The sequence below is a fragment of the Aquimarina sp. RZ0 genome (assembly GCF_008370685.1).
Taxonomy (GTDB): domain Bacteria; phylum Bacteroidota; class Bacteroidia; order Flavobacteriales; family Flavobacteriaceae; genus Aquimarina.
This window is the reverse complement of record NZ_VTZU01000031.1, coordinates 29,387-49,758: the sequence shown is the minus strand read 5'-3', so window position 1 is coordinate 49,758 and position 20,372 is coordinate 29,387. Positions and strand designations below refer to the sequence as shown.

Annotated in this window: 18 protein-coding genes; 10 read left to right on the top strand and 8 right to left on the bottom strand. The window is 32.4% G+C overall.

The window, feature by feature from the left end; translation table 11 throughout:
- Positions 1–29: 29 nt before the first annotated feature.
- From F0000_RS13185 to trxA, 3 genes are read left to right on the top strand one after another with little or no spacing between them, the layout of a single operon-like run.
- Positions 30–755, top strand: coding sequence for a cysteine hydrolase (locus tag F0000_RS13185; protein ID WP_149625193.1), 726 nt, complete (start codon positions 30–32; stop codon positions 753–755).
- 11 nt (positions 756–766) lie between these two features.
- On the top strand, positions 767–1,186 hold the full coding sequence (locus F0000_RS13180) for an OsmC family protein (RefSeq protein WP_149625192.1): 420 nt from the start codon (positions 767–769) through the stop codon (positions 1,184–1,186).
- 13 nt (positions 1,187–1,199) lie between these two features.
- A complete protein-coding gene (gene trxA / locus F0000_RS13175) occupies positions 1,200–1,550 on the top strand; it encodes a thioredoxin (RefSeq protein ID WP_149625191.1) in 351 nt (116 codons plus the stop codon).
- Between the two features lie 299 nt (positions 1,551–1,849).
- On the opposite strand, the gene F0000_RS13170 is transcribed toward trxA, so the two are convergent.
- The 7 genes from F0000_RS13170 to F0000_RS13140 all read right to left on the bottom strand — a co-directional run bounded on the left by F0000_RS13170 (position 1,850) and on the right by F0000_RS13140 (position 6,354).
- Positions 1,850–2,881 carry a M14 family zinc carboxypeptidase gene (locus tag F0000_RS13170; protein ID WP_149625190.1) on the bottom strand — a complete coding sequence of 344 codons (1,032 nt, stop codon included), beginning with the start codon at positions 2,879–2,881 and terminating at the stop codon, positions 1,850–1,852.
- A 3-nt stretch (positions 2,882–2,884) separates the two neighbouring features.
- The gene (locus F0000_RS13165) at positions 2,885–3,217 is read right to left on the bottom strand and encodes a hypothetical protein (RefSeq protein WP_149625189.1); all 333 of its coding nucleotides are present in this window, start codon (positions 3,215–3,217) and stop codon (positions 2,885–2,887) included.
- A gap of 16 nt (positions 3,218–3,233) precedes the next feature.
- On the bottom strand, positions 3,234–3,758 hold the full coding sequence (def, locus tag F0000_RS13160) for a peptide deformylase (RefSeq protein ID WP_149625188.1): 525 nt from the start codon (positions 3,756–3,758) through the stop codon (positions 3,234–3,236).
- Positions 3,759–3,838: 80 nt separating this feature from the next.
- The gene (locus F0000_RS13155) at positions 3,839–4,339 is read right to left on the bottom strand and encodes a DinB family protein (RefSeq protein WP_149625187.1); all 501 of its coding nucleotides are present in this window, start codon (positions 4,337–4,339) and stop codon (positions 3,839–3,841) included.
- Between the two features lie 12 nt (positions 4,340–4,351).
- Positions 4,352–4,927: a DUF2911 domain-containing protein gene (locus F0000_RS13150; protein WP_149625186.1), complete on the bottom strand. Its 576-nt coding sequence runs from the start codon at positions 4,925–4,927 to the stop codon at positions 4,352–4,354.
- Between the two features lie 12 nt (positions 4,928–4,939).
- Complete coding sequence (locus tag F0000_RS13145; protein ID WP_149625185.1) at positions 4,940–5,719, bottom strand: DUF6503 family protein; 780 nt, start codon at positions 5,717–5,719, stop codon at positions 4,940–4,942.
- A 26-nt stretch (positions 5,720–5,745) separates the two neighbouring features.
- Complete coding sequence (locus tag F0000_RS13140) at positions 5,746–6,354, bottom strand: VOC family protein (protein ID WP_255452731.1); 609 nt, start codon at positions 6,352–6,354, stop codon at positions 5,746–5,748.
- A 411-nt stretch (positions 6,355–6,765) separates the two neighbouring features.
- Here F0000_RS13140 and F0000_RS13135 point away from each other — a divergent pair, with 411 nt between their 5' ends.
- From F0000_RS13135 to F0000_RS13110, 6 genes are all read left to right on the top strand, one after another.
- Entirely contained in the window at positions 6,766–7,515 is a 750-nt protein-coding gene (locus tag F0000_RS13135) for an SDR family NAD(P)-dependent oxidoreductase (RefSeq protein WP_149625183.1), read from the top strand.
- 87 nt (positions 7,516–7,602) lie between these two features.
- Positions 7,603–7,899, top strand: a complete 297-nt coding sequence (locus F0000_RS13130; protein WP_255452721.1) for a carboxymuconolactone decarboxylase family protein — start codon at positions 7,603–7,605, stop codon at positions 7,897–7,899.
- Entirely contained in the window at positions 7,899–8,948 is a 1,050-nt protein-coding gene (locus tag F0000_RS13125) for an NAD(P)/FAD-dependent oxidoreductase (protein ID WP_149625181.1), read from the top strand. The genes F0000_RS13130 and F0000_RS13125 overlap by 1 nt, the downstream gene beginning before the upstream one ends.
- Positions 8,949–9,468: 520 nt before the next feature.
- Positions 9,469–10,347, top strand: coding sequence for an AraC family transcriptional regulator (locus F0000_RS13120; RefSeq protein ID WP_255452720.1), 879 nt, complete (start codon positions 9,469–9,471; stop codon positions 10,345–10,347).
- A gap of 159 nt (positions 10,348–10,506) precedes the next feature.
- Complete coding sequence (locus F0000_RS13115) at positions 10,507–13,125, top strand: TonB-dependent receptor plug domain-containing protein (RefSeq protein ID WP_149625180.1); 2,619 nt, start codon at positions 10,507–10,509, stop codon at positions 13,123–13,125.
- A gap of 271 nt (positions 13,126–13,396) precedes the next feature.
- The gene (locus F0000_RS13110) at positions 13,397–16,021 is read left to right on the top strand and encodes a TonB-dependent receptor plug domain-containing protein (protein WP_188112118.1); all 2,625 of its coding nucleotides are present in this window, start codon (positions 13,397–13,399) and stop codon (positions 16,019–16,021) included.
- A 287-nt stretch (positions 16,022–16,308) separates the two neighbouring features.
- On the opposite strand, the gene F0000_RS13105 is transcribed toward F0000_RS13110, so the two are convergent.
- Positions 16,309–16,791 carry a hypothetical protein gene (locus F0000_RS13105; protein WP_149625178.1) on the bottom strand — a complete coding sequence of 161 codons (483 nt, stop codon included), beginning with the start codon at positions 16,789–16,791 and terminating at the stop codon, positions 16,309–16,311.
- A 548-nt stretch (positions 16,792–17,339) separates the two neighbouring features.
- Between F0000_RS13105 and F0000_RS13100 the strand changes: the two genes are divergently transcribed.
- The gene (locus tag F0000_RS13100; protein ID WP_149625177.1) at positions 17,340–19,946 is read left to right on the top strand and encodes a TonB-dependent receptor plug domain-containing protein; all 2,607 of its coding nucleotides are present in this window, start codon (positions 17,340–17,342) and stop codon (positions 19,944–19,946) included.
- Positions 19,947–20,372: the final 426 nt, after the last annotated feature.

Here is a 20,372-nt window from a genome sequence, read left to right as displayed (position 1 = left end):
ATTAAGTATAACACATAAAAAACAAAACGATGAAAAGAATAGTAGTAATTTTAGTAGTATTGGTATCGAGTTTAAATATATATGCTCAATTACCCGATCCGGGATTTACTGTAGATTCACGTACAGCTATTGTGATCACAGACCCCCAAAATGATTTTTTAAGCCCTGATGGAGTAACCTGGGGTGTCGTTGGAGAAAGCGTAACAAAAAATGGAACTGTAAAGAATCTAGACGACCTTTTTAAGGTGGCAAAAAAAAAGAATATCACAGTTTTTGTATCTCCGCACTATTACTACAAGCACGATCATAATTGGAAGATTGAAGGAGCTCTGGAAGCGTTGATGCACAAAATCAATATGTTTGACAGATCTCATACGCTTAAGACAGACGGTTTTGAGGGGTCTGGAGCGGATTGGTTGGATCAATATAAAAAATATATTGATGGAGAAAATGTAGTAGTTACAAACCCCCATAAAGTATATGGACCAGAATCTAATGATCTCGCGCTGCAATTACGTAAACACGGATTTGATAATGTAATATTAGCAGGAATGTCTGCTAATCTTTGTACAGAATCACATATGAGAGATCTTGTAGAATCTGGTTTTAGAGTTGCGGTCGTTTCTGATGCAACGGCGGGAGCTATTCTTCCCGGAATGAATGCTTATGAGGCTGCAGTTGTTAATTTTAAGATGATTGCCAGCCACGTATATACGACTAAAGAAATCGTAAGCGAGATTAATAAATCAAAATAAAAGATAGTTCTATGGCAACAGAAATTAAGATAAAAAACATCCCAACAGGATACCAATCTATAATTAGTAACGGTAGACATTCTGTTGTAGGTGATGAACCGATACCAGCAAAAGGAACAGATTTAGGTTTCTCTCCTGTAGAGTTTTTACTAGCAGGTATTTCTATGTGCAAAGTAGCAACCATTCGGAACGTTGCAAGAAGAAAAGGGTGGAAAATAGAGGATGTAAATGCTGAGTTATCTCAGGTAGTATCAAGACAAGCTGACGGCAGTTTTAAAACTACAATAGAGTCAACGATAAGCATCGAAGGCGATATCACAGATGAACAACGCAATTTACTAATCAAAGAAGGTGACAACTGTTATGTAACCAGAATGGTAAGAGGAGATTGGGAATTTAAAGATTCTAATATTCTTGAACCTGTTTCGTAAACAATAAAAAAATATGAAAACAATAGAAAACACTCAAGAATTTACAGATGTATTAAGTCAGGATAAACCGGTGTTATTAGATTTTTATGCAGATTGGTGTGGCCCCTGTCAATCCCTTTTACCGATCGTAGAAAAACTATCAGTGGAGTATAAAGATCACATTGAAATCAGAAAAATAAATGTAGATCAAAACAGTGAGCTTTCTGCTCAATTCCAAATACGGAGTATCCCAGCATTGTTCTTTATTAAAGATGCTAAAGTTGTAGATAAAATAACAGGTTTAGCTCAAGAATCACAATTAATACGATTTATAACTAAAAATTTCGCATATTCATCGTTTCTTTTTCCTTTCTACTTCGTTTAAAAAATAAACCGTAGCTATAGCTATGCTTGATTTTTTTGCCTTGCATAAAGAAAAAATAATTCAATGAATTTATACGAATTTTTTAATCACAAATCGTATAAGAAAAAAGATTGATGCTATGCTAGATTAGCATATAAGTTTGATTGATTACAAAAAAGAGCTGTCTAAAATTTTTAGGCAGCTCTTTTTATTTTTTTTTAATCATACCATTTATTATTTCAATTTATGTAAAAGAAAATTCAAATAATACATGGTATTACACTTTCATAACAATTAAAAAAAGATAGACGAATCGTTGTTTAGCACAAACTCTCCAATCCTGCTACAATGAGTTGCCATTGTAAACACATCTGATCTCTCCAGGGCATCGATATCACTCCCATCTCTATAGCTTCCTGATTACATTCTTCGGCAGTTATTTGTTGTAGAGATAATTTTAATTTCCATTGTGCGAATTGTTCTGACCATTTTTGCAAATAGGGATCAGGCCAGCTCAATTTTCTTGCTTCTTTGGGAAATATAAATAATGGCATTTCTGTAACCAATGTCAAACAATCTCCTCCAAGGCTGCGAATAGATTCCATAGAACTTGCATGAAATTGCTTTGCCGTATTAATATCACCTAACTGTCGAAAATGTTTTCTCATTTCCTGACTGTCTGGTCTTGTACAAAAACCTTCTGCAATACGTTTAAAACCTTTTTCTCCATTACGATCTAGATCATACAGATGATACCCTAATTTTTGAGTTTGTAAAGTACATTTTTCTCTAAGGTGCAGTGTGCGATCTATCCAATTTTTATCGATTAAAAACCAGGGACCATATGTTGCCCTCATCCCATGTAGAGATCCATGTAAATCAAATGAGCTATTTGCAGTTTTCCAAAAATCGTACACTACCGTATTTTCTGGTCTTAATGACTCAATACTGCCATCAATAGGGAAACCAAATTCAATATCTTCTCCTGGTAGTTCTCTCTGGACATGGGTCAGGTATTTTGCAAGATCTGTTTTTGTATCTCGATAAGAATACCATTTTTTATTATGCTGTTCTCCATCAGGATTTGTATGTGGGACAATATACCAGGTATATCTCTTTAATAATGGATGGCTCTCTTCTATTTTTCTTAAATAAGAAACTAGTTTTTTAAGAAGTAACGGTCCTACAGGTTCATCTGCATGATTCCCTGCTATTAAACTAATCTTTTTAGGCCCATGACCTATTCTATATCCTGATATGTCTCTACCTCCTATGGACTCCCCTATTTTATTCCCTTCTTCCAGGTCAAAAGAACTTTCTAAAATGTCGTGTATATAGTTATAAAAACTCATGGTTTACAACACCTCGACAAGAGTAATTTCTCCTCTGGAAACTTCTGCTGTATTTACAGATTCATACTGCTCAAAAAGTTCAATCCTTCCGTCATCCAGTATTTTTGGGGTAGAAATACATCTCCCTAGTTTGAATTCCAGACTAGCATTGAGATGATGGTAGTGCATATCCAACACTCCGTCTTCATCTATTTTTGCAATCAAGGTGCCTTTCGTCACCCCTCCTCCTTCATATTCTCCCCATACAATTGCTCCTTTTTGGAAATAATTAAAATGAGTAACGTCTTTATTTTCTCCAGCAACCCTAAACGTTTTATTGTTATAATTTATTTTCATACAATTTACTTTAGCATTAGACCCAATACTTTTCATATTCATCCTGAAAAGTAAGTGTTTCCATAGAATTCATTCTATCAATTAGCAAGATGCCATTAAGATGATCAAGCTCATGCTGTGCTACGATAGCAGCAAAACCATCAAGTTCTTCTTCAAAAACTTTTCCTTTTCGATTTAATCCCTTAAGAACAATTCTTTTATGTCTTTTTAATTTCCCTCTAATCCCGGGAATTGACAAACAGCCTTCCCAACTATCTACTAAGGTATTACCTAAAAGTTCAATTTCTGGATTAATAACAATATATAAAGGAAATGGAGTCTTATCAGGGTAACGGGGATTATTCCTCATTTCCATAATGAAAATCCTTTTCAGTACATTTACTTGAGGAGCAGCAATACCTGCCCCATTTTGATCTCGCATCGTATAAACGAGATTATCTATAAAACCCTGAAATTCTAATGATAATAACTCACCATCTATCGGCATTGATTTTTTTCGTAAGGTTGGATGCCCCATTTTTATAACTTCTAATACTGCCATTTTTTACTATTGCATATACGTTTTATTACAAAATGAACATCTTTATTGTTAACAACAAAGATGTTCATTTTGTTTCCTGATTAACTGAATAAGTTTTCATCTGCAGAAGACACATAACTAGCAGGCAAATCGATATCATTTAATCTAAGATTAACTCCCATTTGTGCTCTATGATGAATTGTATGATTTATTATAAGCTTTTTTATGGCAACATATTTAGGAACTGTAAAAAAAGTAAAATCTCCATTTTTCATAGTCCATTCAATTGTTAAATCTTTATCAACGATATAGTTAAAAGATTTGATTGCCGACGCTATGTTTTCTTTATAGGTGTTGATTAAATCTTTAACGTTTGTAATAGGTGCGGGAGGAGTATATTGTGCCCAATCTAAAATTGGCGATCCTAATATAGCAACTACCCAACTAGGAATTAGTACCATATGATTAGCGAGCTCTTCTACTGTTTTTGATTTTTTATGAGGAGAAAAATCAAACATTTCATCGGTTAAAGCTTCGAATATACGGATTGTAGTATCCATTTCTTCTATAAATTCTTCTAAGATCGTGTTTGTAAGCATCATAAGTTTATGTATTTATTTTAATATAATCGGAAATTCTGCTACGGTCGTATCCCACCCAATTTTTGGGTGAACTACATTTATATCTTTTTCATATAAAACCATAGACAAATGTTCTATCACTTTTTTGTTCGTTTCTGTTGATACCGTGATACTGGCTATGTCTTTTGAGGGATCGTAGCCATAATTTCCCCAGCCATCCAGAACCGTATTTAGTTTAAGGGTCCATTCTGTAGCTTCGGGAATAGCAATAAGAGAATATCGACCTGCTTTTACGGATGTATTTCCAAAAAGGATATCGGTCATAAAAATGATTTCTGTAGATTCATTTGCACCAATCCGCCAAGGCTTATTGAATTTAAGAAGGTTACCAAATACTTTCCTGTCTTTTTTGGCTGGTCTGGAATAAGTTATTCGAATCTTTGGTTCTGCAGCCTTCCTTTTTTCAGGTTTTTTTAAAAAAGTACGCTTAGCTGCATTTTCTGGATAATATACTCTATCCATAGGACTTTTGTCTAGCTTATCAAATTTCTGAGCCTGTACAGGTAATGACGTAATCGTAATAATTACGATCAAAATATTTTTAATCATTTGGTTGTATAATTATTTTTTAACTACTTTTTCTGTTACAATACGCGACAGCTCTTTTAATTTACCTTGTTCGTACAAAAGCGGTAATTCTTTTAAAGGAGTCCCTACAGAAGCTTTCCAATTAATATAGTCCTGAAATGTAATCCCAGCTACGACCCTTCTGTTATATGCACTTCTAAAACGTACTCCTCCTCCATTAACCTTATAGTTATAAGCTAGAAAATCTATTTTCTTGGTTTCCTTATTTATCCAATAATAAAATTCATCATCATGATCTTTACCTCCTCCTTCCTGATCAAAAGTGATTTTGATTACATCATAATTTAATCCTTTGATATCGATCGATTGTATATATTTTTTATTTACGGCAGCATCTTTTAGCTTATGAGGTAAGGTTGCAAAATATATAACAGAGTTAAGAGCTTCGGCATATTTACTCTGACGTTTTTCAGAAAGCGCTACGGGCTCTTCATTAACATATCTCTCAAAATTACCATTGACAATAAAATCACAGGTTTTTTCATCATTTTTTACAGAATATGTGTAATTGCTATGATTATTTGTAAAACGATATTCTTTTTTTCTAAACACGAATGTATAATCTGCTTTATCGTATAATTCTCCACCGTGGGCTTCTATAGCCTCACTAATAATAGTATCTGCATTTTCATGTTGCTCTGTATATAGCTTTTTGGGCACTTCTACCTTTGCTATAACAGGTAGCGTTTCTGATGAGTTTTTACAAGCTCCCACAATGAATAACAGAATAATCCAGGTTGTTGTTTTTTTCATGTTGTTTTAGTCTTATATTATTTTGTTTATAGCTCTATCACACCCTTTGGAGTACCCAAAATCATTTTCAAACTAATTTCTTTATGTTTTTTAATTGGCACCTGGCAATTTAGCGAATCATAGACTACTTTTATTTCTTCAGGATTTGGATGTGTTGCATATAGTTTTATCAACGAACATTTCATATCTGGTAAGTACAAAGATGGATGTTGTTGGCTACTCGACCAATCTATTAAAAAAGGAATCGTATCAACCTCCGGAGTAGCGAGTGGCATAGTAAGTTCCCACGCTAATCTAGATTCACCAGTAATATCTCTAGAACCTTTTGCCACAATTCCCATCTGAGGATTGTAGGTTTTTAATAATTCTTTATCCGCTTCTAATCTATTAGATTTAAGAGCGAATCTTGTTATTCTATCCTTGGTCAACACGTCTACTCCCATCCATCTGGGAGGTTTAGCTTTTGCATTCCTACTATCAACTGCCAATAACTCGAGATAACATTCATTGCCCAAATTAATCAATGAATTTTTAGTTCCTTGAGTAGTATGATACCCTCCAAAAATTGGCTGTATTCCTAGTTTTTTCTCAAACTCCTGTACTGCTGAATCCAGATCAGAAACGGCATATACTATATGATCAATTGCTCTTTTGATAGGATATATTTTTTAAAATCATTCAAAATTACCAGTATCCAACAGTACCAAATAGTACATTTCAGAAAACATATGGTAATTTAGTACCCAAAATAAGAATTCAAGTAAAATGACCCACTTCATTAATTAGTCGAAACTTTATAACAAACCCTACTGTCAAATTAAAATTTTAACATATTATTTTCTTAGCTTTACTTAAAAAAGCATGTCTTTTTCAAAGTACTTTGATAATCAATATAAAACATTTTTTTTCCTACTTATATTTCACTTTAAATTATATCATTTCCTAAAATTACCATTCATTTTCTTTTTTACACTACCCACTCAGGAGTTATCAGAATATCTTTGCCTTCATAATAATTTATTTCAAGAATTTAAAAAATAATCATTATGAGTAAAAGAGCATTAATTATAGGAGGAAGTAGTGGTATCGGAAAAGCAACTGCAGAAAATTTATTGAGCGAAGGAGTAGAAGTACATGTTGTTGGTACTAATGACAATAAACTTGAAGGTTTTAAGAATGAGTCTTCTGGCAATTTACATACTCACAAAATAGACATTACTAATGCCTCTCAGGTAGCAGCATTAAATGAAACAGTAAACAGTTGGGATAATTTGGATTATCTGGTAAATGCTTCGGGTATTTTTGGTCCTAAATCATTTTTGGATCACACCGTTTCAGATTATGATTCTTATCAAGACCTAAATCGAGGATTCTTTTTTATTACACAGGCTGCTGCCAAAAAAATGAGTACTACAGAAGGTGGAGCTATTGTGAATGTAGGATCTATGTGGGCAAAACAAGCCGTAAAAGCAACACCTTCTTCTGCATATTCTATGCAAAAGGCAGGATTACACTCACTTACTCAACATCTGGCTATGGAGCTGGCAGATCATAAAATTAGAGTCAATGCGGTTTCTCCTGCAGTTGTAGAAACGCCCGTTTATGAAAGTGTTTTTGGAGGAAAACAAGAAGCTCATGATGCGCTTCAGGACTTTCATGGATTCCATCCAATAGGTAGAAATGGAAAAGCACAAGACGTTGCGGACACAATTTCTTATCTCCTTTCTGATAAAGCAGGATGGGTAACAGGTGCCATCTGGGATACTGATGGAGGTGTTATGTCTGGTAGAAATTAAAAATCAACATATAACAACAAAAAGCAAAGTCATAAAAATGGCTTTGCTTAATTATATAAACTTTAAAAAAAATTAGTCATGTATAATATGAATAACCTAAGCAAATTAGGAACACTAGGAAAAAATGCTGAAGCAGCAATGAAGGCTTTTGAGGGATTAGATCAAGCAGCACTGGCAGATGGTGCTATTCCTAAAAAATACAAAGAACTTATAGCTGTAGCTGTAGCATTGACAACACAATGCCCTTACTGTCTTGAAATCCATAAAGATCACGCGATAAAAGCAGGAGCTACAGAAGAAGAATTGGCTGAAGTAACTTTTGTCGCTGCAGCTTTACGAGCGGGTGCTGCTGTAGTACATGGTACTCATTTAATGAAAGGATAATGACAAAAAACACTGCTAAATATATAATAGTAGGAGCAGGTCTTTCAGGTCTCACTACAGCTTATATACTGTATAAGCTAGGTGAGACTGATATTCTTATTTTAGAATCAAGAGATCGTATCGGAGGACGCATTTTGACAGAAAATGGTATTGATTTTGGAGCTACCTGGTTTCAAGATCATCATCAAAATGTAAATAGCTTACTTGATGATTTAGAAATAGGCAAGTTTTATCAATATAGTAAAGGAAAAAGTGTTTTGGTCTATAATACAATGGCGCCTGCACATTATTTTGAGAATGATCCTAATTCCCCTTCTGCTTTTAGGATTGCAGGCGGTTCTAAGGCTATGATTGATTCATTAGCATCAATACAAAATGATATCATAAAAACTGCTACAACCGTTTTGGAAATAAAAGAAGCAGCAGATAATACCTTAACCGTAGTAACCGACAATGGAAATTACGAGGCAGAAAAAGTAATTATTACGATACCTCCACGTATTGCAACACGTGTTTCTTTTTCTCCAGAACTTCCCAAATCGCTATCCAAAGTAATGGAAAAAACGCATACATGGATGAGCAATGCAATCAAAGTTGGAATTACATTTAAAACCCCATTTTGGAGGGATCAGAATTTTTCAGGAACATTAATTGGTCAGGTAGGTGCGGTTACAGAATTGTATGATCATAGTGATGCTGAAGAAAAAACATATTCTTTAATGGGTTTTGTTAATGAAGGGCTTCGAGACGTATCTAAAAAAGAACGTAAAACAAGAATTCTGGATCATTTACAAAAATATCTTGGAGATGAAGTGCTTAATTATATTAGTTATCAAGAAAAAGATTGGTCAAAAGACCGAAATACTTCCTGTGATAGTATTAAATCAATTTATATGAGTCCTAGGTATGGAGATTCAAAATTTGAAAGTTTTTATCTTAATGGTAAGCTTCTTTTCTCTGGAGCAGAAACCTCTCCATTTTATGGAGGATATATGGATGGGGCTATTTATAGTGGTATAAGAGCTGCTCAAAAAGTAATCTCAAAATAAAACGATTAAAAAAAATCAGAAAAGAAAGTAAACTACCTCGAGGCAAGCCCACGAGACATTTATTGAAAAAAAATGATTTCGAGGCAATCCTCGCATTTAAGTCTGGATTATCGAGTAAGTAAGTTATATGATTAATTTTAGTACTTTTTTTGAAGCGGTAAGCACTTTTTAGCACCTCATACAAATTTCATCTTGTTGCTATCTGCCTATGCAGAAATATAAAAACTACAACAGACAACCTTATAATTAATCAAACACACTGATGCTTTTTTCAATACACTGATAGGCACTTGGAATAGTATTAATACCATTCTCAAATTAAATCACTTCCTAAAATCATTTCTTTTTGTTTCACCTTTCAAAATAAAAAATAATGTGATTCAGTGTACGGTGATTTCATCTAAGGTTGGCATAACTTCTAAGTTATAAACTTCATCATTTTTTTAGTATTCAATAGATAATCTCTTTTTAATAAATTAGTAATTGTATTTTTGATAAAAACCTTTTTAAGCATATTCTAGTGACTAGTCCGAATATTAAATTAGAAAAATATCACTTACATAAGGCGCATCCAGAGAAACTTCAGTTTGAGATGTATGACCTAAATGAATATAGAAGAAAAAGTGCAGAAAAAGCTGCAATTGCTCATTCTCATAGTTATTATCAAATTATTTGGTTTTATGAGGAAGGAGGAGAACATATTATAGATTTCAAAACCTATACGATAAAAAAAAACATGATCTTGTTTATCTCAAAAGATCATATACATGCTTTTGATAACAATCTGGATGTACAAGGGTGTCTCATTCATTTTAATGAGAGCTTCTTTATGCATAGTGATATTGATATTTTTTTAAAATACAACATATTCAACTCTCAAGAAAATCCTTGCTATAGTATCGACCAAGAAACTTCTAAGACTGCTACAGCATATTTAGATCTAATTAGAAAAGAACTTTCTCAAAAAGGAATGTTTGGGTACGAAGACATCATTCGCTTTTCATTAAAATCGTTACTAATAAATCTGGAACGCATCCATCAAAAAGATGGAAATGTACGTTTACAGTTCAACAATCACTATGAGCTTCAATTTGCAAAATATAAAGAACTTATCGAAGAGAATTATCAAAACGGACTTTCTGTAAGTGAATATGCGCAAATGCTTAATATTTCCTCAAAAACACTATCAACTATAACAAGAAGTGTCGTTGATAAACCTGCATCCTTGTTAATATCAGAGCGGATTATTCTGGAAGCGCAAAGATTATTGAGGTTCACAACATTGCAAATAGGTGAAATTGCTTTTAGAATAGGGTTTGAAGACTCTTCCTATTTTATAAAATACTTTAAAAGGTTTGTAGGAATTTCTCCAAAAACATACAGGAAAAACTCTCTATAACAATACTCTCTATAACAATAGATATATCTTTGTATATGGTGTCTAGTCGGAAATAGACGATTTTCATAATTTGAAAGGTTTAATAAAAACAACATTACATATTTAAAATTCAATTTAATTATATTATATTACTTTCGATTTAGATACTCTTTATACCTAATGAAAACTTTATTAGTTGTTTTTATTCTTCTTACGATCAACCCCTATAATTGGAAGACTTTCTCACAGGAGCGGGATTCTGAAAATATTACTTTGGATAAAGTTTTACATTCTCTGGAAAAAATTTACCAAGTCAAGTTTTCATTTAATTCAGAGATTATAAAAGATCAGAATGTTAAAATCCCCGAAAAATTATTATTAGAAGAGGTGTTGAAAAAAATACAATCGCAAACTTCACTGTTTTTTGAAAAAGTAAACGATCGGTATTATATAATAAGAAATAAATTTCAAAATCAAAACCAATTATGTATACAACTATTAGATGGAGAAACCATAAGTCCACTAGAAGGAGCTTCTATAAAGAAAAAACGTAAAGGAACTATAGTAACCAGTGATGATCAGGGATATTCTTATATAAGTTTACACCAATCTGAAAAAGATACGATCAACATCCATTTTTTAGGGTATCAGGATAAAGAATTTGCGATTAGTGATCTTCTAGGTAATGAGGAATGTAGAAAAACCTATTTGTATCAGAATAATCAGGAATTAGAAGAAGTATTGATACAAGAGTATGTGACCCGTGGATTTTCTAAAGAAAAATTATCTGGATCTGTAGTTTTAGATCCTGCTGAGCTGGGACTTTTACCACGTCTGATAGAACCGGATATTTTAAAATCTGTTCAATTTCTCCCAGGAATTGAGAGTACGACAGAGAAAGCCTCGGAACTATTTATTCGGGGCAGTAATTCTGATCAAAATCTGATATTATGGGATGGCATCAAGGTCTATAATTCCGGACATTTTTTTAATTTATTATCTGCTTTTAATCCATCTGTTACTGAAAGTGTTACTGTGTCCCGTGGTTTTGCAGCCTTACGATATGATAGCAGGGTTGGAGGAATAATCGATATAAAATCAAAAAACAAGATTCCTAAAGATATAGGAATTGGGGTCGGCAGTAATCTCACGCATATAGACACATACCTGGAATTACCTCTGGGGAGCAAAATTGGAGTGATCCTTTCTGGTCGAAAATCCATTACAGAACTTATAGACACCCCAACGACTGATGAGTATAATTCCAGAATTTTTAGAAATAGGTTTTTAGGTTTTCCTGCTGAGGATTTTTTTGATTCTAACGATTTTTTTCTCATTGATAACACTATTAATTATCAAGATTATACCCTCAAGATAATTAAAGATTTTGATAATTCTGGTAAGCTTACCGCTAGTGGATTTTTATTTGAAGACGGTGTTGACAATACTACTCTTTTTTCGTCAGAACCAATAACTTCAGATCCTTCTTTTGGAACCAAAGATATGGATGTTTTTACTTCTCAAAACAAAGGAGCAAGTCTTAATTGGATAAAAAAATGGGGAGAAATATTTTCTATAAATACCAATGGATACTTTACAGATACTAATCTTGAATTTACAAATAGGTTTTTGGTTTTAGACATTAACGATCAGAGCAATATCTTAGTCGATAGAAATACTGCATTTAAAGATCAATTAGAAGACATTGGGGGTTCAATTTCTTTGAAATGGAATCCTTCAAAAAAACATACTATTGTTGCAGGATATGACTTTTCTAATATCCAGATTGTAAATAACAATCAAATAAAAGATATAATTAATGAGGTGACTATCTTTGAAAATACTATTAATGAAAATAATAAGACTCATGCTGCATATATAGAAGATGCTTTTAATCTGAAAAATAACATTTCGTTAAGTTTAGGAGTTAAAGGAAACTATTTTTCTACCAGAGATCGTCTTTTTCTGGAACCAAAATTTGGTTTGGAATTCTCTTTTCACAAAGACATAACTGCAAAAATCACAGCAGAACGTAAACATCAGGTTATGGATTTAAGGCCGGTTGTCCCATCAAGGTTTTTTTCGGTAGATTTTCAATCCTGGATACTCAGAACTCTTTCTTATGGCCCAGTATTAATAGGGGATCAAATAGGTACTGGTATTCTCATTAATAAAAAAAACTGGTTTGTTGAGTTAGAATCCTATTATAAACAAATGGATGGTGTAGATATTTTTAATGCTATAGGAGATAACGATACTTTCTCATTTGGTACATCCCGCACTTTTGGTGCCGATTTATTGATTAAGAAAAAAATTGATCAGTATAGTACCTGGATAACGTATGCTTATATTGATCAAAAACTACGCTTGGACGACCGGGAAGGACAATTTACAGGGCCATTTGATATTACACATAATTTTTCCTGGATACACTCATATCATTTAGGAGGCCTTGAATTTTCATTGGGATGGAATATCAAAACAGGACTTCCATATACACCAACAATGTTAAGTTCACCAGATGAGAATGGAACATCTGAAATCATATTTGGAGAAGTAAATAGTAGACGATTAGCAACATATCACCGCTTGGATTTTTCTACTTCGTATCGATTTAACCTTTCAAAAAGTAGTAAGTGGAGAGGAAAAATAGCACTTTCGCTAATAAATCTATACGATCGAAAAAATGCTTTGGCTCGAAGAGCTGGTATTAGACCGATAACAGAAGATGGTGCTTTGAACTCTGATATATTATCGCTGGGGTTTACTCCCAATATATCTATTCGAACCGATTTTTAGAGATTATTCAGTAGTATATGAATGAATTAAACAATATTCTTGTTAATTAATAGTAAGTTATTTTGAATAATTAATTTAAAATCTAAACGAAATCTATCGAAATATCATTATTTCATTGTGTTAACGACAATTTATTCTAACATTAATGAGAAAATGATGATTGAACAACTATTTTTCTAATAATCCTATATATCTAATTAACAGAACAATATATTAAGTTAATATTAAGTTAAACATGCTATTGATTTATAAAACTATTGAACCCAACCCAATGAGAATCAACGTAATCATTATTATACTTTTGGTAATCACCGTTTGTGATTCTAAAATTTTCTCACAAGAGCCCTCCCCTTCTCTTAATTACCAAGGCATATCTTTGGATAAAGTTTTACATTCTTTGGAAAAGATTTACGAAGTTAAGTTTTCATTTAATTCAGAGATTACAAAAGATAAGAATGTTAAAATTATTGGAAAATTATTATTAGAAGAGGTGTTGAAAAAAATACAATCGCAAACCTCCCTGTTTTTTGAAAAAATAGACGATCGGTATTATGTAATAAGAGATGCGTCTCAAAATCAAAATCTACTGTGTATACAATTATTGGATGGAGAAACGATCATACCATTAGAAGGAGCTTCTATAAAGAAAAAACGTAGTGGAACTATTATAACCAGTGATGATCAGGGATATTCTAATTTATACCTAAAACAAGAAGAACAAGATACCATAAGCATTCATTTTTTAGGGTATCAGGATATAGAATATGCAGTTAGTGATTTACGTAATGAGAAATGCAAAAAAATCTATTTGTATCAGAACAATCAGGAATTAGAGGAAGTATTGATACAGGAGTATGTAACCCGGGGATTTTCTAAAGAAAAGTTATCCGGATCTGTAGTTTTAGACCCTAGTCAGCTTGGACTTTTGCCACGACTGATAGAACCAGATATTTTAAAATCTGTTCAATTTCTTCCAGGAATTGAGAGTACGACAGAGAAAGCCTCAGAGCTTTTTATCCGAGGTAGTAATTCTGACCAAAATCTGATATTATGGGATGGTATTAAGATCTATAACTCTGGACACTTTTTTAATTTGTTATCTGCTTTTAACCCATATGTTACCGAAAGCGTAAAGGTATCTCGTGGTTTCGCCGCCTTACAATACGATAGCAGAACCGGCGGAGTTATCGATATAAAATCAAAAAATAAGGTTCCTAAAGATGTTGGATTCGGATTTGGCAGCAATTTAACTCACTTAGATGCATATCTGGAATTTCCTCTGGGAGATAAGATAGGAGTTATTGTATCTGGCAGAAAATCTATTACTGATCTTATTGATACGCCTACTACAGATATGTATAACACAAGGATCTTTAGAAATCGTTTCTCAGGTTTTTCTTTTGAGAATACTTTTAGTCCCGATGAAATGGTTACAGTGGATACAACTATCGATTACCAGGATTTTACTGCAAAGATCATTGCGAATTTGACAGATTCGAGTAAGCTAACTGCCAGTGGTTTTTTATTCGAAGATAAAACCAATAGTGATATCATTAGATCCGCTTCTACAAATCCTTCTGCTACCTTTGAGGTAATAACTATCGATGATTTTTTCACTCTTAATAGAGGAGCAGGTATCAATTGGGAAAAAAAATGGGGAGATACTTTTTCTATAACCACCAATGGATACTATACAGATACTCAACTTGAGCATATAAATATAAATCGAGCCGTAAATCTCAATAATCAAGACAACGTGCTAAATCTTGAAGACATATACGAGGATCGATTAAAAGATTTTGGAGGCTCTGCTAATTTTAGGTGGACTCCTTCCAAAAAACATACAATTATAACAGGATATGATTTTTCTAGCATAAAAATTACTGATATGCAGACCAGACAAAATTTAATTGATGGAGAGATTACCTTCGAGGAAGGTGCAGAAGAAAAAAATGAGACACAATCAGTTTATATAGAAGACACCTTTAATATTGGTAATAAAGTTTCAATAAATCTGGGACTAAAAGGAAATCATTTTTCTGTGAGGGATCGTTTTTTCTTAGAGCCAAAACTTGGGATGGAGTTCTCTCTTGCTAAAGGGATAAATGCTAAGATTACTGGAGAACGTAAGCATCAGGTGGTAGACTTGATACCTACTGGCATATTAGGATTCTTTTCTGTAGATATTCAGTCCTGGATATTACGAACTCCTTCTTATGGCCCTGTTCTGCGAGGTGATCAGATTGGTACCGGTCTGATCATCAACAAAAAAGACTGGTTTATTGAGTTAGAATCGTACTACAAAGAAATAGATGGAGCAGATACTTTTAATGCTATAGGAGAAAACGATAATTCCTCCTTTGGTACATCTCGTACGTTTGGTGGGGATCTATTGATTAAGAAAAATTTTGATCGATACAGTACCTGGATTACCTATTCCTATATTGATCAAGAACTTCGTTTTGAAGAACAGGAAGAACAGTCATTTTCCGGGTCTTTTGATATCACCCATAATTTTGCGTGGATACACTCCTATCTTTTAGGGAATTTTGAATTTTCTCTTGGATGGAATATCAAAACTGGGCTTCCTTATACTCCAGTACTCTCTAATGAAATTAATATAGATACTGGATTTTTTGAAATTGAATATGGAACACTTAATAGTAAACGATTACCAACATATCATCGTTTGGATTTTTCTACTTCTTACAGGTTTACTTTATCAAAAAACAGTAAATGGAGAGGAAAAATAGCACTTTCTTTCATCAATTTATATGACCGAAAAAATGTATTGGCTCGCAGGGCAACAGAACAACGTTCAAGTGATGGTGAGATCTCCTCTGATGTATTGTCACTTGGTTTTACACCAAATCTATCTTTTAGAATGGATTTTTAACGTATTGTCTTTATGGCATTGAAAAAGACTATAAATCCATTCCTTTGTAGCTTTGCCTAATACCATGTATCCTTTTAAATCTACGGGAATAAAACAACTACTCTTAAAATATGGATTTTTTTTTAAAATAGATCAATATAATACCACTTCTGGTTTTAAAATACTCATATCATTTCTCAAATAAAAAGCTACAAATTTTAATGGTAGTTTTATAAAACAAAGCAGGATAAAAACCATTAAACATCCTGCTCTAAAATGATAGTGTCATTTTCTATCTTGAATGTATTCTATATACAAATAGGAACTATTAAATCTGGGCAATATATTTCAAAACAACGAGTTTTGGCTTCTCCAAACAACCCACAACAACTGTGACGACCTGCAAAGCAGTTTGGATCAATAGACAGAACAGATCCTGACTTTTCTTCAATATCACTATTTCTTATTTTTTCAAACAAGGAGAAAAAAGTATCTATAAAAACAGCAGTTATTTCCGGATCATCCAAACTGTCTCCAATGTTATATTTAGCCGCCATATCTTCGAATAAATACGTCAACTCTTCAGATTCTTTTTCAGTATTCATTTGCTGTATTTGTAGCAGTTGGAAGTACAAATAGGTATCATTATTTATTTCAGATACTAATTCATCTATAGAAAAAGATGTGTTTCTAACAGCCAATTGACTATCTATAAATTCATTCTCTTTTTCGCAAGAAACAAGTAAAGTAACTGTACTTATAAAAAAGATTATTATTTTAAAAGTGCTCATGATTTTAGGTTTTAAGATTATTAGACCCATCCAGACTTTTTTTTATAACTTAAATTCTATATAAATTCTTGATTTTTTTAGTTAATCCAAAAAGTCAAAATAAGTACTCTACATATTAATTAAAATGGTTTTCTCACTAATCAGTTAGTTCTCTATACCTATTAGATTGAGTGCACAAATCTCAAAACAAGCGGATGCATTTATATAACTATCAAAAGTTTATTCTTAATGGTAGTTATAGAACTGTAAATTTTCATTTTATTAACTAAAAACAAATTATACAAAAGCTCTTAGTTTTGTTAAAAATAATAAAAAATAAAATAAATTTGAAAAATTTTTATGAATTACAAAAAAATACCCTTATTATACTATCACTTTCTTACTATTTTATCGTTTTTGAATAAAATACGTTATATTGACTCAAAACATATTTCCTTGTTAAATTCAAAAAAATTATAAATATCTTTATATGATCAAATAAACAATATTAATCGTTAATATTAAGTTAAATACAATCAAGTAAGTTTTCGAAAAAATTCTGGTACTCGATGAAAATCAATGTGGTTATTAGTTTATTTTTAGTAATCATTTTTTGTGATTCTAAGGTATTCTCACAACAAAAATCTATTCTCAATTATCAAAATACACCTTTGGATGAAGTACTGTATTCTCTGGAAAATATTTATGAGGTCAAATTTTCATTTATCTCTGAGATTACAGAAGATAAGAATGTCAAAATTATTGGAGAATTATTATTAGAGGATGTGTTGCAAAAGATACAATCACAAACCTCTTTGTTTTTTGAAAAAATAGATAAACGTTTCTACATAATAAGGGATAAATCCATAAGTAAGAATCAGATATGTATACAATTACTGGATCGCGAAACAATTGCCCCCTTAGAAGGAGCTGTCTTATGGAAAAAAATCACTGGAGGAACTGTAACCAGTGACGATCAAGGATATTCCTACTTACATCTGAAACAACATGAAAAGGATACCATAAGGATTCGTTTTTTAGGATATCAAGATGCTGAGTATGCTATTAGTGATTTACGTGGTGAAAAGTGTACGAAAATATACTTACATCAGCGTAATAATGAACTAGAGGAAGTCCTGATACAAGAGTATGTAACTCGGGGGTTTTCTAGAGAAAAACTTTCTGGATCTGTAGTGTTGGACCCAAGTAAGCTTGGCCTTTTACCTCGTCTGATAGAACCCGATATCTTAAAATCTATCCAATTTCTTCCTGGTATTGAGAGTAGTACCGAGAAAGCCTCTGAACTTTTTATCCGGGGTAGTAATTCTGATCAAAACCTCATATTATGGGATGGAATTAAAATCTATAATTCCGGTCATTTTTTTAATTTATTATCTGCTTTCAACCCATATGTCACAGAAAGTGTAAAAGTATCCCGAGGTTTTGCTGATCTACAATATGATAGTAGAATTGGGGGTATAATCGATATCAAGTCAAAAAATAAAGTTACTCAAGATATTGGATTTGGTATTGGTAGTAACCTGACCCACTTAGATACATATCTGGAATTCCCTTTAGGACAAAATATCGGGGTTATTATTGCCGGCAGAAAATCCTTTACAGAACTTATTAATACACCCACCACAGATCAATATCAAACCAGGGTATTTGGCAGTCGATTTTCTGGTTTGTCTTTAGAAGATGCTTTTGACCCAGAAGACCTGGTTAGAATTAATAATGATATCAATTATCAGGATTATACGGCAAAAATAATAGCTGATTTTACTAACTCCAGCAAACTTACAGCCAGTGGGTTTTTATTTGAAGATGGAGTGGATGATGAAACTTTTTTGTCTTCTGGAGAATTTCTCACTAAACCTTTTTTTGAATCTACCGTTAAAAACATTTTTATACGTAAAAACACGGGTGGCGGAGTTAATTGGAAGAAAAAATGGAAGAAAAATTTATCTTTAACTACAAATATATACTATACAGAATCTCAATTAAAACACGTAAATGATCGCAAATTTTTTGAAATTGATAATGGAGATTTAGAATTTAGAAATAAGTTTTCTATAGAAAACGACATTACTGATTTCGGAGTTTCTCTTCATTCAGAATGGCAAGTGTATAAAAAGTATAAGATACTAGCAGGTTATGATTATTCTAAAATAAGTATAACAGACAAACTTTTGTTTACGACAAATGATGAGGACGACCCTTTTCCGGGTATCACAGAAAAGAATGAGACAAATGCGGGATATATAGAGAATATTTTTAATATAACGAATAAGGCATCCTTAAGTTTGGGAATGAAAGCAAATCACTTTTCATTAAAGAATCGTTTTTTTCTGGAACCAAGATTAGGTATGACATTTCCACTTTTTAAAAACATAACTACCAATATAAGAGTAGAGCGTAAACATCAGATAATCAATTCACTACCAGCGCAGTTATTAGACTTTTTCTTTATCGATTTTCCTATTTGGTCATTGAGATCACAACTAGTAGAACCTGTTATAAAAAGTGATCAGATTAGTACCGATTTCATTTGGAATTCAAAAGATTGGTTTATCGAACTAGGAGGATATTATAAAAAAAGTAACGGAATTGAAGATCTCTTTAACGCTATTGGAGATCCCTTTATAGATGGTTTCGGTACCTCACGCACCTATGGGGCTGATCTCTTAATCAAGAAAAAACTTGACAAATATAATACCTGGATTACGTACTCTTATATAGATCAAAAATTTAGTTATCAAGAATTCGAGAACGGAAAATTTTTTACTGGCTCTTTTGATATAACACATAATTTATCATGGATACATTCTTATCTTTTAGGAAATTTTGAATTTTCATTAGGTTGGAATTTTAGAACAGGAAAACCCTACACCCCTCTGGATCAAGAAACTTCTGTAAGTTCGGATAATATTAATGGTAAACGTTTGCAACCATACCACCGTCTCGATTTTTCTACTTCTTATAGATTCAACCTTTCAAAGAAAAGTAAATGGAGAGCTAAAATTGCCCTTTCCTTTATTAATTTATATGATAGAAAAAATATATTAGATCGACGAGTTGGTATAATAGAAGGAGAAGATACGATTGAAGGTGCAGAATTAGATATATTATCGCTGGGATTTACGCCTAATGTATCTTTTAGAATAGATTTTTAATACACAAAGGTTTATACAGGCGTTATTTTCGTGAAATTCAATGTTAGAAATTAGCATGTAGCCACTTGTCGTTATTTATCAATTATTCGACTATCAATTCTTTCAAAAGGCTCTATACGGTATACCAGTAATATTGAAATGCTACTATGTTTATAATTCCGGAGTTTCAAAATAAATATGTATGCCAATATTGTGCATGTTATCACATTATCTCCCTTGAATTCAACCTTTTAAAATGTAACTTTATTTCTTCAAAAAATTAGTTTTAATCAATTCGCAACTATTCATAATTCGAATTTATGACAATTTTAACATACTCGTAAAGCTGCTGAAAATCAGAAAATTACTACAAATCAAAAGTGCCTAAGAAAATTTTAAGGTAGGGTAAATCAAAACAAGGGTGTTTAAGATACAGTTAAACTTATA